This window comes from Prochlorococcus sp. G4PB17 (assembly GCF_059772445.1).
Genome location: NZ_CM186288.1, coordinates 459382 through 472451, shown reverse-complemented (window position 1 = coordinate 472451; position 13070 = coordinate 459382). Strand labels below are relative to the sequence as shown.

Below are 13070 nucleotides of genomic sequence, written 5' to 3'. Positions count from 1 at the left end.
TTTTTTGGGGTGGTTACACCAAAATTTGAGAATATGAGGTACAACCATATTGAATAAATTGGAATCCAATGGTTAGTTTCCTTTTCTTAATACTTAAGCCAGTACTTTTTTTGATGCTGAAAAAATTTTTCAAAAAACAAATGAAAGCTTTTATTATCAGTGCAATTGAGTGGCTAGTTCTTCAAACAGACAATGACTTAGACGACATGATTCTTGCAAAGGTGAAAAGTGGAATGAAATTAGGTGTCGTTTGATCAAATGCTTGAGCAAAGGGTAAATGGATTTAATACATTGACTCCATGCAAAATACATTTATGGTTTTGTTGTTAGGTGACTGCAAACTATGACTGGAAAAATGTGAAAAGACGTGCTCACTCGCTGAAGATCAAATCAAAAACATAATTTTTCCAGCAATGCAGGGAACTGCTCAGTAATACGCTAAGTATGCAAGTGAGCTCCAATGTCCTCCTCCATTTATTGCATTAATGCTTCAATATATTGCTGATACTTTTGAAGAAAATTCAATTACAATTGAAAATTGTTGTTAATATTGTTAAACCCAATTCCATACGTCTACTAATCAAAAGTCACTTAGTTAATTATCTTGTTATTCTTCTTAAGGTATTTTTTTGATACTTTTTCTTATTTGCCAATTAAGCAAATATAACGAGGAATACCCGAACTTTTTGTGTACTGCTTGCCTTGTTCCTCGCATTGCGACATGTTTTTCATTTCTATCTTTTCCATTCCGTAACTACTGTTTTGAAGGATCAACCAAAAACTTTCGGCTTGTGCATTCATACCTGTCAAAAATAAAGCCGATGAGAAAAATAATAAATAGCGTTTCATAGATCTTCTCCTACTGACCAACTCTATCCGGAATTAATTCAAGTTTTTGTAGTGATTACCTCTTTTCGTGCCCGAACTGGTTAGCCCTACCTGAACCGACCTTTAGGGATGGATAATTTCTGGTTATGTTCTCGATAATTTTTTGATTTATTTTTTAATAACATTTAGCTATGACAGCAATTAATAAAATTACTGCCGCTAAGCTTTTAGTCTTAATAAACCTTCCTTTTTCGTTTTTAATATCAGGTGTTTACCAAATAAGTTATGGAATAATAGTTTAAATTTAACTTTGGGTAATTAATGTTTTACTAGTTATGGAAAAATGGATTCCGTCCCAAAAGCAAAAGTCAGGTTTAATAAGTAGAACATTTGAATTCTTTATTGATGAATTAGCTGAATTGCAGGACGAACTTGATTGCCCGGATGAATTCATATGTGATTTCCTTGAAGTTGTTAAAAACCGTTGGTCCCCAGATAGTTGTCATTCAAAGGCTCGGCAGCATAAAAGAGATAATCCAAAATCCTACTGAAAATACACAATTAAACTTGGCTTGTGAAAAATGATCTTGTCTGGCCAATGAAGATTTTTAAAGATAAACACCCTGATGAAGATGGAACTAAATACATAAGGGTTCAATACGCTAGCTGCAGGCTCAGATTTCTACACGGTATTACACCTCATGTTCAGTTACATGAAAATGAGAAGTTAACTTATGCAAAAGCACGACACTTATGGAGGTCGTTAGTGGAAACAGAATGGGAAGTCTCTAAGAAACCCTTATGGGAGGCCTATTAAAGCTTAATAAAAGATCAACCTAATTCTCTTTCGATTGATGTTTAACAAAAAAAATTGAAATTTGAGTATATACCACTAGATAGTTTTGTATCGAGATGAACTACGGGTGCCATCCAGTCATAACATAATAGTTTTTGTAGCAACCGTTACAAAAACGTTCAACTCGCTTTATAGCGAGCCGCATCTCGATTTAAGCCAAGGAACGGGGACTTAAATCAACATTCGGAGTATGGATGATGACAACTCTTCTATATCGTGGACAAAACTATGTCCAGCACAAAGAGCCAAAAGCGCAAAAGGATTGTGTTGAGTTGACTTACCGGCGTAATCACTACAACACATGCAGAAGCGATGCTAAATCCGAGCTAAATTCCTATTTTGCTTATCGTGGTCATCGCTATCAGCATTAGTTTGTTAACTCTTTTTATAAGGCCCTGCTAGGTAGGGCCTTTTTTCTTGCTTAGATGATTCATGCTTAGTTGAACAGCTATTAACTCGTACAAAGTTTATTATTGTTAGCCCTCATAAATTTTGCATGTAGATGCTGCTGGATGATTATTACATTCTTTTTCCCAAAACTCATCTCTAGTTTCATTTGGAACCGTGTAAGAAAAGTCATGCATTGTTCGAATATCACTTAATGCATTTTTGATTATGTTCAAAGGAGTTTTTAGTTTCATAACCCACCATATCGGTATATAGAAGTTCTAATCGATCTTGTTAAATTTATACACCTCGGCTTTTACTCAAGTAGAATTAACTAGTAGTAGATAAACGAGTTAAGGATAAGAATTATAGGAGCAAAAGCTATGCTTAAAGCTTTACGAAGTTAAAAAAATATAATCTGTGGTTCTTCCCATTCATATGAATAATTGATTGGCTTATTTTTTAAATGGTTGTGTAATAATACAAAATCTAGAAATGAACGATGATAAACGATGTGATGTCTATTTACCAATCTGGATAGAAGTAATCGTCTCTGATGGGCTCTTCAAAGAATTAACCAATTTCATTTCCATAAAATTAGAATATTTTAGCGAAGAAATTTTGCATTTAGAATGAAAAAACGGTCTGTGCAGACTCAGACCGTTAGTGAATTACTTCCTTCCAATATAAATAGATTATTTAAGATCGTGCGATAGTAATGAATACCCAAATAATTTGTTTAAGGACAATCTTAGTCTGTATTAATTTGAATGAGCACTGATAAAGGAAGGTAACTCAAATTGTTTTTGCAGTTTAAAAAATGTATTCACTTTATTTTTTAAAAAGGAACCAAAACCAAGGTCAATCAAGATATGTAGAAATAGGGAATAGCAAAAAACCACATAGAAGATCACATGACATATACATGTGTCTATGAGATCAGATTTTTTTTTCATTAGTTGTTTGTCCTTCAACATCTATATTGCGTGATGTGAAATCACTTATTGAATTAGTCGCTATTGACTCCACCCATCCAAACTGAGCTAGTTCTTGATCGATTATTCTTAGCTCTGAAGTAATAAATAATGAGATTTTTAAAATAACTCCCTTTTTATCGTGTTAAAAATCAAGTTCTAGACCAACGTTACATTTTTTGGTTTTTATCTTATTTTGCTTGAAGACGAACACAAGATTCCTATTAATTTCTTCCATTGCATCTTTGAACTGCAAGCATATTTGCATCCGCATGATTCTTTTCTGATTTCCAAATCTTATTTGAAGTTTGACCAATACAAACAACTTCAGCTGCATTTTTTATTCCTACTGGTACTTGAGTTAAAGCTAAGATCATCAAGGCAAAACCTGTTCCAGGGGAATGAATATTTAACCGAAAGCTTTTGAGCCAATTTTTCTTAGGCATTGATCAATTCCTTTTTAATAATCCTTTATAGCTAATATTGCTATGTATGCTTGAGTTGATTGAAGTGTCTCAAAAGCAAAAGACGGAATTTAATTAAAAATGTTATTTCCAGAAATAGAACCTAAGGAACAAGGGATATTAAAAGTGAGCCCTCTACATTCAATCTACTGGGAAAGAAGTGGCAATCCAAATGGATCCTCTGTCTTGATTATTCATGGCGGCCCCGGGGGTGGGAGTAGTCCCTCCTATAGAAGATATTTTGACCCAAAGAAATTCAATATTGTTCAATTTGATCAAAGAGGATGCGGTAGATCTTCTCCTCATTCTGAGTTAAAAGAAAACACGACACATCATTTAATTGAAGATATTGAAAAATTAAGACAACTCTTAAAAATTGAAACATGGCATGTCTTTGGGGGCTCATGGGGCTCAACATTAAGCCTGATTTATTCAATTCAACACACTGAAAAAGTTATAAGTCTGACTCTTAGGGGCATATTTTTGTGCAGAACAAATGAATTAAGTTGGTTCTATCAAAAAGGTGCAAGTGAAATTTTTCCTGAAGAATTTGATCTTTATCAGTCTGTTATTCCGCAAAATGAGAGAGGCGATTTGATTAATGCTTTCTATAAGAGATTAACCAGTCAACATAGTCCCGAGAGAGCCAAAGCGGCACATGCTTGGACGAGATGGGAAATGTCAACAAGCTTTCTTATGCCAAAAGAATTATCCATTAAAAAAGCTGCAAATGATAATTTCTCAGATTCTTTTGCGCGTATAGAATGCCATTATTTTATTAATAATATTTTTTTAGAGGAAAATTATATTTTAAAAAACATTACTAAGCTAAAAGATATTCCTGTTTCGATTGTTCAAGGAAGATATGACGTGGTTTGTCCAATGAGAAGTGCATGGGATCTTAAAAAATCATTACCCTCTTCAAAACTTTATGTAATCGACAATGCAGGACACTCAATGAAAGAGACTGGAATTACTAAAAAATTAATTGAGTTGACGAATAAGTTAGTTAATTCCTCATCTAATCTCTAATCTTTAGTAGATGTTATTTGATTTTAATTATATTTAATAAATCCTACACCCATTAGAAATTACAAGAAAATCTTAAATTTCATCCATTAATTTAAATTTAATCTTGCTTGCCATCTTTGTTTAATTCCCCAATAGCTCTTACTGGGAACTTCTTACCCTGTCTCCATATAGCTGTAATTATTAAAGCAATGAAGGCAATAATGGGTATGAATCTAAGTACTTCCATTGTGGAAGGTTCTGCAACTAAAGATTTAAAAGGATCACTAAGAGATACGGGAACGACCTCGTATGAATTTGCTAGTTCATTTAGATCTACTTTCATTTTTTTTGTGTATTATTTATGAACCATATAAAAAAAAACTACGTATTTTCTTTTGACTCGTTTTTTTGTGATTTGTATGTAAAAAATATACTTGTAAAAGTAAATAAAGCTAATTCATTTGGTGATTTAAGTATTATTATCCCGCTTCCTTTGATTTATGAATACTTTGATTAACTTCATATTCGAACTTCTATTTTTTTAACGAGTTTATTTCGTCAGTCCTGAGAAGAGAAAAAACCACGTAAAGATAATTATATTTAGTCCAACTGTTAAAGAAATTACGATCACTTTATAAGTGTTCCCAACTTCCTCAGATTCATGATTGAGCTTTATTCTTTTCATTTCGTTTCTTTGTAAAAAACCTATAATTCACTCTTTCACCAAAGCTATAGGAGGATAGGTTTCATATTCCTTTTACTTAATAACATGAAGGTTTTTTGAAACGTCTTTGATTCTTCGCCCTTTAAGTTAAAGCCAGTTCATGGGCTATTTAATGAAATTCATCAGTAGTGGTATTATTTGCATCAGAACTGAGAAATTATTTATTTCGTAAAAATCTTCAATAGAACAAGTTTTGATGATCCCTTGTCTTGGTTCAGAATTGAAAGGTCAATATCGATATACCAACTTCAATTAGCCGTTTTAAATTCCAGAATAAAAAAGCTAACGTAAAGCTTTAAATTTATTTTTGTTAAGTTTGTATGTGCTGTACTTGATTCAATGTCAATGGATTTATTTACCGATTGATAAAACTTTTTCAGTAGCTAAAAATGTATAGTTACATATTCATATGACGAGAGCTCAAATTTCCGCACCTCCTTTGCCAAAAGGCTCAACTGAGGTAAAAATTATTGAACGAAGTTGGGGCATTGAAAGGTGCTACGTAACACCAGATGGTGAGAAGGTTTGTACACCAGCTCCATTTCTAACAAATCATCGAAACCTAGATTGGACTTGCTTTGCTTAAAAAGTACTACAGTAAAAAATTAATAACTGTTCAAACGAATTTTGATTTTGATATCTTTGTTTGATTCTTTCTTAATCCGTTTTTGCCTTCGGACACGTGAAAAATAGATGCAGAACCTGTCATTAGTACAATTCCAAACAATATGGCATGGTGGGGAGTAAACATTTTAATCTTATATCTAGATGAAATTAGCTACTCCAAAGCATCACATGTTGTAGTGCAATGCGAATGTTTTTAGGGTAGTTTCACCCATGCATTAAATTTTGGTCTTCTTAAAGTTTATTAGTAGTATTTGATTTGTAAGCGTTGTGAAATTGTTTACTCCATTCAGCATCCCTAAGGCAGATATGACAGCTCTTCCAAAACGAAAAAGTAAAGTTATAACCAAAAAGTCACATCAAAAATGTCATCAACACCGATAATACACTTGTACTATTAATTCTTGTGGTCGTATGAAGCGAGATGGCTGGATTAAGCAACCAAATGGACTATGGATACTGAGGTTTCGATATGATTGGGAGAGTTGGGATCAAAATCCCAAGGTTTGGATTGAGAGAGGAAGGCTTGAATCTAATGGTCCCCCACTTTTGAAAAATCGTAGGAGGATGAGAAGAGGATTGGCAATAAAATTATGGAGGGAATTATTATCAACAGGATGGAGACGTGTTCCCCCGCAGTGGGATTAACAATCAAAATAATGAAGTGCTCATAATCTTCAAATTAAATTAGTTTTATGTTTTCCTTTTCCACTTCAACAGGAAAATTAGACCAACGTATGATTGCGCAGACTACTTAATGTATAGATTTTGAACATCTCTTCACTATTTAAAAGCAAATTTATTAGGTTGGGTTCTAAACAAGCAAATAATCATGATATCGGACATTGAATACTATAAAAAACTGTCTAAAAAGGTTAGTACAAATCAAGATAAAATTAATTTCTTTAATCAAAATCAAAAGGCATTTTACGTAGATATTTATTCTGATAGTTGGTCAATGATGATGGAGGAATATGCTAAAGCAGAGAATCTAAGTTCAGAGCAATTAAATAAAATTGAGGAAATGAAATGGATTGATATGCCTGAAGTTTTGAAGCTTTTTGCTTATGATTTCTGTATTCTTAATGGATTTGTTTTTACTGGAGTGGGGAAGTAGATAATACTCATTAATTTGCGATTAAAAAATATTTAGGCGCTTATTCATTTAAATAAGTTACCATATTAAGGTTTAAGTAGATTGATTATTTTTATATAATTGCTGTAGTAGTGCCTCAGATGCTTGTTGCCTCTAGGGTAATTGAGTTCTAAATGGTATATGCACAAAGCTTTTTGATATTCTAAAGGATTCAATTTATTTTTTCCTTTTCGTCCTTTTGTTCTTTGGCTCAAATCCGTCTTTAAAATCATAACCGGATTTATTAAACCAAGCCAAGAAGGCAGAAATAGACGTTCCAATTAAAGCAGCAATTTCCCATTGAAATATTTCATCCATTAGCAAAAAATTTTCCTTCCAGTGGCTGAGTAATAGTAGCAAGTACCATCAGCACCGAGATAGAACATACGGTTTTTGTATTTTGATTTTGAAAATTGTTCAAGTCTTCTTTCATGCATATCGAAGTTTTTTGTATTTAACTCTGGATTCCGCACTCTTTGTTCATAGGTTCCCTCTTCTACATTCCATGCGAATTTTCTTATGAGCCAAATTAAGGCAATAAAAAAAACAATAACTAATACATTCATTTATTTTTTATGAGAAAATGTTTTAGCAATAGTTTTTCAACTCTCTCCATTTATTTAGTCCTGATTGAAGATTCTCTATTTCAGTTTTAGAACCATTTATTTTAAATGCTTTAATTAACGATTCCATAGCTTCGATTCCATAGCTAGCAGCTTCCCTTTGTCTTGCACAAACATTGTCTCTGGAACCATCTTTTAGATCTGTCTCAATTTCCTTCAGTATTTTGCTGGCTTTCTCTTGTTTTTGATGAAAATCATTTAAATACATCTTAAACTCCGACTCAGCATTAACTGATATGACTGAGAAAAAAAAGAGAACAAAGAACATTAACAATAGAGGAAATAAACGTTTCATGTTTTCATGATGGCGATCATGCTAATCTTCACAACTCATTTGTATGCAATGTCATATGGGGTACTCGAATACGCAAAAATTATAAAATGTTTTGATCGTAATTGAATAAAATCCACTCAATTCTACCTTTCCGTTTTTCAAGCAAACCATTGGAGAAGAGCTTGCTTTTTATTAATTATGCTTCACTAGAATGCTTCGCTAGTTGATAACTATTTTTGTAAACTCATCTATTGAACTAGTTCAAAAACCTTTAGCAAAAACATTTGCCTATGTGGTTTGTATTTTCATAGCTGATTCGATTGTGGGCAATTTTGTATGAAGACACCCTCTATAAGTTTAAAAAGAACACTTGACGTGACCATGAACGACATTCTTCTAAAAATAAAAGAACTAGGAGATAAAGACAGTCAGGCATTAAGAGAGGAAGATAAAGAATGGCTAAAAGTTTAGTGAAGAAGGAAATAAGCACCCTCAAGTTCTTTGTATGAATCAGATGAGAAATATAAGCTAATACGACAATTATCAAGGGACTTTACTAGCCCCTTGATAATTGTCGTTCAATCAAAATTTACTAGTTGTGTTTAAAGCTATCAAGCAGCTAATGGTTCATCCTCAGTTGGTAATACTTGAGTTATTGACTCATCCAAATCATCACTTGCCTGTATTTCTAGAGAAATAACGTTTCCTGATTCTGGATTAGGTCCGACATTTTGCTCAGAAGCTATTTCCAGATTGGTTTCTGCTATTACTGACGAGGTGATCTCAGATAGAACCACTTGTGCTAAATCAGCTTCTTTAACAACTTGAGACCATGGGTTGACTGTTGCTGCAATGAAGTCCCGATTAGCTTCTGTTTTGTCTCCACGGGTGATGAGTAAGAAAGGAAGGGCAACGGTAAACAGACAAAAAATGGCTAGGAAAAAGTTGGCGATGGCCATTTCTCTACCTGGTTCAAATGCTGCTAGAAGCATAAAAAGAAAAGCAATTTGTATAAAAAATCACTTACTTTTTATCCTTAAGCCATACCTTCGCAAACAAACTTAATCGAAAAATTTAGTATGTTCAAAATCAATGACTTTACTGGAGTATTTAATGTTGTTTTTTTGTGTATTAGTTAGTGAGGTCTCTTTCTTTCATTAGACGATAGGCAAAATCATCAACCCTCTTCTGATTCACTCCATTATCTCCAACTCCAACTCTTGATTCTGACCTGACTTGGATAATACCTTTTTCTGGAATTGCTTTGAGGAGTAAATCATCGGTATATCTTCTCCATTTTGTCTTTGCTTCAGCATGAATGAATGAATCAGTCTTTTCGACTATTTTTGTTCTTGCTGTTTCAGAAACTATTTTAGCAGCTTTCTTAAAAGCATTATCTAAATCATTTACTTTAAAGTCTTCTTTCACACAGTGAGTAATGACAACACAATCTGGCAGATCAGTTGTTATGGCATTTGCTTTATTCGGGGTAAACGTAACAACAAATAGAATTGAAAAGAAGAAAGTTAAAAATCGATTAATCATTGATCAAAAAACATCTAGTTAAATGAAATAAAAACCACATAAATAAATATATCTTAGCTTAAAAATTAATGTTATGTAACTCTAGTCTTTTTATAAATTTCTGTCCTTAAACTTGGAACTATCTAAGCTAGTAAATGGAATTATGGATTATTATGTATAAAAAGACCTTTTAACACCTATCTGGCGTTTTTTTAACTTGCTAATTCATTTCCCCATTCTTTGTGTTTTCTATCTAGATCTACTATTGAATTTTTTTGAGCATTAAGGATTAGTAAGCGATGAACCAGCTCGATTTTGGTTTCAGTTACCTCTTCTGAGTAAAACTTTAGAGGTTGCTCTCCTAGCAAATTGTCGCCGCTCATTAATTGAATCAATTTTGAATGAATAATTTTTTAGGACGAAATTGAGAATAATTTTTAGTTTTTAAGGTTTTTTTTCTTTTTGCTTTACATCACTCTTACTGGTTGTCCCTACCTTGTACACCCAATTAGAAAAACTTGAAGAGGTTATGATCATATTATCAAATTTTCTTGTATCACTTGCTTTCAAGAAGCATATAGCCTTGAAATACTGGTACTTGTGACCTTCCTATTCTTTTCATCATGGCTGGTTCACATCAACTTGATTCTTTAGTTTTGTTTGATTGAATAATGCACCCAGTTTTTCATTCTGAATTTATTGGACTTGATTGGCCCATACTATTTATTGGTCACATCATCATGTTTTGTTCTTTAAGTTTAAAACTTGATTGGTCTTGGATACCACTAACAGATCATGAGAAATTGTGCGGTTCAAAAGGTGATGCATATAGGGCTCAAGTGAGTTTATTAGAGAAAACTTTTCAAAAAAGCTAAGATTAAAATGAAATTATTTCTTGTTTTACCGATAACCTTATGCTTTTTATTTCCCACAAAAACTCAATCATTAATAACTAATCAAATTAGTTCAGTTTGTGAAAGTTTTGCGGAAGGTAAAATAGACGCCTTTAAAACTTTAGATGCATTAGATCTAAATATTGATGATTATTCAATAGGCGTGAATAATACTGCAAAAATATTTTGCGCGTAATTTTTGATTTTTTTTATGTTTATATCTACTGCAGTTAGGTAATTCTTGCTCATCGACATTATGCACTTGTGATAAAATAGATGTTTTTATAAGTAACGAGAACTTCAATATATCTTGTAATTTTTTTTCTACCTTTCCAATATTACTAGAATGATGTGTTTCAATATCTTTGTAGGAACATTACTTTAATCTGGCTTAAAATGTATAGAACTTACTGAAACAGACTTATACAGTTGTAAAAAAATATTCTAATTGCAAAGAACTGGTGAGAAAATGCATAGCCAGTTAAATTTATTTTCTGATTTTCCTTAATCACCGTTTTCACTATCTAGACATGAATATCGCACAATCATCTCCTTTGTATGAATATTGGAATTCTGATCAAGATGAGAATGATGATAAAAAAAGACTGTTAATGCTTAATGCGGAGGAACCTGCTTCAAACCTTTTTAGGAATGAACCCTACAAATGGGAGAATCTCTATCAAAGCGTTCTTAAAAACGTTATTAGTGGAGATGATTCATCAATAAAAGGTTTGATGGTTTTGTTATCTACAATCAGTAAAAAGGAGAAAGACAGAGTACTTAACGCTCTCGAGGTTTTATTAGATAAGCATAAAATTTATAAATTGAGAAATGAAAATTATCAGGATATAAAGTCTAGTAAAAATTTTTATACTGCCTTAAGAATATTTTTGACTATTTTCATCAATCCATATAATTTAGAACTTAAACAAAAACCAAAACATCTTTATGAGAAAACAGGAATGTTTTTTTATAAATTTAGAAAGATATTTTTATCAAATAAGTGAGATTTAAATCTCTGTTTAAACATTTTTAATTATTAAAATTTTAGTCATTGTGAAGAGTAACTATTGGAGAGAAAATTTTTCTATTAGTTTTCTAAGTTTTTCTGACCGAGAGTTTTTTTGTGGTCTGGCAGCATCAAGTACTGCTGCACAACATAATTGCCATGATGATCCATCTTTTAATTTCAATTCTTTAGAAATATTGACTGGAGCAGAGGTTAAGGAAGTTATTTCATCGATATGTTCGAGGGTCTCCCAATGTTCACTCTCTAAGAAATCTAGTTCAACTTTTGAAAGCAGTTTTGTTGCTATAAAATCCTTGATTAATTCTGTAAGTTCTAAAGACATTTTTCAGTTAATCTAATCGACAAATCCATAGGTTTAAAACAAAAGGCTGTTTTTAATAAGTTATTTTGTTTTGAGCATAGCACTTATCTAAATTATTCAATTAAAACTGATTTTCGAATTCAATCTTTTAAGACTTAATTCTGATAACTATAATAAAAGGAAAGAATCCGATTCCTGAAGCAATAAATGAGTATTGAGATTACAACCGAATCCGCAAAAAAAGCTCAAAAAGAAGCTGAATGGGCATATAACAAAGCTATTGAAAAGTTCTATTATTCAATGTTGGAGGTTGTTTTCTTACGGATCAAAAGTCATCTATCTACCCAGGGACTAAAGAAAGTTGTTGAGATAGATAAGAAAAGAGCTAACAACGAAAATCTGGGAGTTGAATTTAGTCAAAAAACTTGGTCGGTATTAGCAGAAGCATGGACAGGTGCAGAGGTGTTCGCGATGACTAAGATCGCTGAACTTTATGGGCTGGAGATTTCTGATTTGGATATATCCAAAATTCAAAAGCTTGATGGAAATGATAGTTCTCCAAAATGCACTCCATCAAACTAACTTTGATGTACATTGAATCTGCTGAATATTTTCATCAATCGAAGTGAAGTTGCAACAATTAAAAAAATTCTTGAAAGAAAGAAAAAAGCTACTCAAAAAGAAATATCTTAAAAATTTAGTTGAGAAACACCCAAACTAGCTTTGACTTGACTAGGTGGTATTTATTTCTATGTCGTATTAGTCTAGTTATATGACATATAATGCAAAGCCAGATTGTATTCAATACGATGATTGGTTTGATAAAAATATTGATCCTTGCGAATTAGAGTATGAGAAGGAAAAAAAGTTTAGTCATGCTGTTCATCAGAAGTTTTATAAAATGTCAAAACATAATTTAATTATCGGTGGTTCGGATTCTGTTGCAGATTTAAATAAGCCTGAGAGATGTTCAGATGGTTTTTGCCCATTAACAGATGAAGAACTAAAGCAACTTTAATCAAATGTAAATTAAGAAAAATATTAATTTAAATGATTATTTTTTTATTTATTTAGAAGCGTTTATTTTTTTCTACAATGTTCTTCCTTTTGTATAAAAGCACAACTAGTTTCAACGCTATGGAGTTTTATCTAAAAAAGATGGTTGAATTATCTATATGAAATATCTACTTCTAGTGATTGTCGTGTTGGGTCTCAGCACTCCTTCTGAAGCAGTTACTACTCGAATGTTTAAAGTTCTAGATACTTGTGCAAGATATAGGTTGAAGGAGAAAAGTGCTTTAGTCGCAATAAAAGACCTCAAACTCAAATATGAGGGTAAAAATGAAAGTGAGGCAGAGCTATTCATCAAATTGTATTGCTCGGTTTTTACTCCAAATGAAAATGTAGATTTTTAATTTATTT

General features: G+C 32.2%; 25 protein-coding genes. 14 read left to right on the top strand and 11 right to left on the bottom strand.

All coding sequences use genetic code 11. From position 1 onward, the window contains the following. Positions 1–642: 642 nt before the first annotated feature. The gene (locus AC6EJB_RS02905) at positions 643–849 is read right to left on the bottom strand and encodes a hypothetical protein (protein WP_498492221.1); all 207 of its coding nucleotides are present in this window, start codon (positions 847–849) and stop codon (positions 643–645) included. 314 nt (positions 850–1163) lie between these two features. Between AC6EJB_RS02905 and AC6EJB_RS02900 the strand changes: the two genes are divergently transcribed. The 3 genes from AC6EJB_RS02900 to AC6EJB_RS02890 all read left to right on the top strand — a co-directional run bounded on the left by AC6EJB_RS02900 (position 1164) and on the right by AC6EJB_RS02890 (position 2055). Continuing rightward, entirely contained in the window at positions 1164–1379 is a 216-nt protein-coding gene (locus tag AC6EJB_RS02900; RefSeq protein WP_498492220.1) for a hypothetical protein, read from the top strand. Between the two features lie 23 nt (positions 1380–1402). Then, entirely contained in the window at positions 1403–1645 is a 243-nt protein-coding gene (locus AC6EJB_RS02895) for a DUF1651 domain-containing protein (RefSeq protein WP_498492219.1), read from the top strand. Positions 1646–1878: 233 nt separating this feature from the next. Further along, positions 1879–2055, top strand: coding sequence for a DUF4278 domain-containing protein (locus AC6EJB_RS02890; protein WP_498492218.1), 177 nt, complete (start codon positions 1879–1881; stop codon positions 2053–2055). Between the two features lie 105 nt (positions 2056–2160). On the opposite strand, the gene AC6EJB_RS02885 is transcribed toward AC6EJB_RS02890, so the two are convergent. Beyond that, complete coding sequence (locus AC6EJB_RS02885) at positions 2161–2325, bottom strand: hypothetical protein (protein WP_498492217.1); 165 nt, start codon at positions 2323–2325, stop codon at positions 2161–2163. 944 nt (positions 2326–3269) lie between these two features. Beyond that, positions 3270–3491 (bottom strand): hypothetical protein, encoded by a 222-nt coding sequence (locus AC6EJB_RS02880; protein ID WP_498492216.1) that lies wholly within the window; start codon positions 3489–3491, stop codon positions 3270–3272. Positions 3492–3590: 99 nt separating this feature from the next. Between AC6EJB_RS02880 and pip the strand changes: the two genes are divergently transcribed. Further along, on the top strand, positions 3591–4541 hold the full coding sequence (gene pip / locus AC6EJB_RS02875; protein ID WP_498492215.1) for a prolyl aminopeptidase: 951 nt from the start codon (positions 3591–3593) through the stop codon (positions 4539–4541). A gap of 97 nt (positions 4542–4638) precedes the next feature. Here pip and AC6EJB_RS02870 read toward each other — a convergent pair whose 3' ends face one another. Beyond that, the gene (locus AC6EJB_RS02870) at positions 4639–4863 is read right to left on the bottom strand and encodes a hypothetical protein (RefSeq protein WP_498492214.1); all 225 of its coding nucleotides are present in this window, start codon (positions 4861–4863) and stop codon (positions 4639–4641) included. A 790-nt stretch (positions 4864–5653) separates the two neighbouring features. On the opposite strand from AC6EJB_RS02870, the gene AC6EJB_RS02865 reads away from it, so the two are divergent. The 3 genes from AC6EJB_RS02865 to AC6EJB_RS02855 all read left to right on the top strand — a co-directional run bounded on the left by AC6EJB_RS02865 (position 5654) and on the right by AC6EJB_RS02855 (position 6985). Next, complete coding sequence (locus tag AC6EJB_RS02865) at positions 5654–5830, top strand: hypothetical protein (RefSeq protein ID WP_498492213.1); 177 nt, start codon at positions 5654–5656, stop codon at positions 5828–5830. Positions 5831–6282: 452 nt separating this feature from the next. Further along, entirely contained in the window at positions 6283–6516 is a 234-nt protein-coding gene (locus AC6EJB_RS02860) for a DUF1651 domain-containing protein (RefSeq protein WP_498492212.1), read from the top strand. Positions 6517–6700: 184 nt separating this feature from the next. Beyond that, complete coding sequence (locus AC6EJB_RS02855; protein WP_498492211.1) at positions 6701–6985, top strand: hypothetical protein; 285 nt, start codon at positions 6701–6703, stop codon at positions 6983–6985. Positions 6986–7180: 195 nt separating this feature from the next. Here AC6EJB_RS02855 and AC6EJB_RS02850 read toward each other — a convergent pair whose 3' ends face one another. From AC6EJB_RS02850 to AC6EJB_RS02840, 3 genes are read right to left on the bottom strand one after another with little or no spacing between them, the layout of a single operon-like run. Continuing rightward, positions 7181–7321, bottom strand: coding sequence for a hypothetical protein (locus AC6EJB_RS02850; protein ID WP_498492210.1), 141 nt, complete (start codon positions 7319–7321; stop codon positions 7181–7183). Further along, the gene (locus tag AC6EJB_RS02845; protein WP_498492209.1) at positions 7321–7569 is read right to left on the bottom strand and encodes a hypothetical protein; all 249 of its coding nucleotides are present in this window, start codon (positions 7567–7569) and stop codon (positions 7321–7323) included. The genes AC6EJB_RS02850 and AC6EJB_RS02845 overlap by 1 nt, the downstream gene beginning before the upstream one ends. Positions 7570–7591: 22 nt before the next feature. Further along, positions 7592–7834: a hypothetical protein gene (locus AC6EJB_RS02840; RefSeq protein WP_498492208.1), complete on the bottom strand. Its 243-nt coding sequence runs from the start codon at positions 7832–7834 to the stop codon at positions 7592–7594. 402 nt (positions 7835–8236) lie between these two features. Between AC6EJB_RS02840 and AC6EJB_RS02835 the strand changes: the two genes are divergently transcribed. Continuing rightward, the gene (locus tag AC6EJB_RS02835) at positions 8237–8371 is read left to right on the top strand and encodes a hypothetical protein (protein ID WP_498492207.1); all 135 of its coding nucleotides are present in this window, start codon (positions 8237–8239) and stop codon (positions 8369–8371) included. Positions 8372–8511: 140 nt separating this feature from the next. Here the strand turns inward: AC6EJB_RS02835 and AC6EJB_RS02830 are convergent, their stop codons facing one another. The 3 genes from AC6EJB_RS02830 to AC6EJB_RS02820 form a co-directional block, all read right to left on the bottom strand. Continuing rightward, positions 8512–8892: a hypothetical protein gene (locus AC6EJB_RS02830; RefSeq protein ID WP_498492206.1), complete on the bottom strand. Its 381-nt coding sequence runs from the start codon at positions 8890–8892 to the stop codon at positions 8512–8514. Between the two features lie 139 nt (positions 8893–9031). Further along, positions 9032–9445 (bottom strand): DUF1499 domain-containing protein, encoded by a 414-nt coding sequence (locus tag AC6EJB_RS02825; protein ID WP_498492205.1) that lies wholly within the window; start codon positions 9443–9445, stop codon positions 9032–9034. 191 nt (positions 9446–9636) lie between these two features. Continuing rightward, entirely contained in the window at positions 9637–9807 is a 171-nt protein-coding gene (locus AC6EJB_RS02820; RefSeq protein ID WP_269605936.1) for a hypothetical protein, read from the bottom strand. A gap of 288 nt (positions 9808–10095) precedes the next feature. On the opposite strand from AC6EJB_RS02820, the gene AC6EJB_RS02815 reads away from it, so the two are divergent. The 3 genes from AC6EJB_RS02815 (at position 10096) to AC6EJB_RS02805 (ending at position 11324) form a co-directional block, all read left to right on the top strand. Further along, a complete protein-coding gene (locus tag AC6EJB_RS02815) occupies positions 10096–10299 on the top strand; it encodes a hypothetical protein (RefSeq protein ID WP_498492204.1) in 204 nt (67 codons plus the stop codon). A gap of 7 nt (positions 10300–10306) precedes the next feature. Beyond that, the gene (locus tag AC6EJB_RS02810; protein ID WP_498492203.1) at positions 10307–10513 is read left to right on the top strand and encodes a hypothetical protein; all 207 of its coding nucleotides are present in this window, start codon (positions 10307–10309) and stop codon (positions 10511–10513) included. Positions 10514–10847: 334 nt separating this feature from the next. Continuing rightward, positions 10848–11324, top strand: a complete 477-nt coding sequence (locus AC6EJB_RS02805) for a hypothetical protein (RefSeq protein WP_498492202.1) — start codon at positions 10848–10850, stop codon at positions 11322–11324. A 60-nt stretch (positions 11325–11384) separates the two neighbouring features. Here AC6EJB_RS02805 and AC6EJB_RS02800 read toward each other — a convergent pair whose 3' ends face one another. Next, entirely contained in the window at positions 11385–11669 is a 285-nt protein-coding gene (locus AC6EJB_RS02800; RefSeq protein ID WP_498492201.1) for an inward rectifier potassium channel, read from the bottom strand. 186 nt (positions 11670–11855) lie between these two features. On the opposite strand from AC6EJB_RS02800, the gene AC6EJB_RS02795 reads away from it, so the two are divergent. From AC6EJB_RS02795 to AC6EJB_RS02785, 3 genes are all read left to right on the top strand, one after another. Beyond that, positions 11856–12230 carry a hypothetical protein gene (locus tag AC6EJB_RS02795; protein WP_498492200.1) on the top strand — a complete coding sequence of 125 codons (375 nt, stop codon included), beginning with the start codon at positions 11856–11858 and terminating at the stop codon, positions 12228–12230. A 190-nt stretch (positions 12231–12420) separates the two neighbouring features. Beyond that, entirely contained in the window at positions 12421–12666 is a 246-nt protein-coding gene (locus tag AC6EJB_RS02790; RefSeq protein ID WP_498492199.1) for a hypothetical protein, read from the top strand. Positions 12667–12823: 157 nt separating this feature from the next. After that, positions 12824–13063, top strand: a complete 240-nt coding sequence (locus AC6EJB_RS02785; RefSeq protein ID WP_498492198.1) for a non-structural protein (NS2)-like protein — start codon at positions 12824–12826, stop codon at positions 13061–13063. Positions 13064–13070 lie beyond the last annotated feature (7 nt).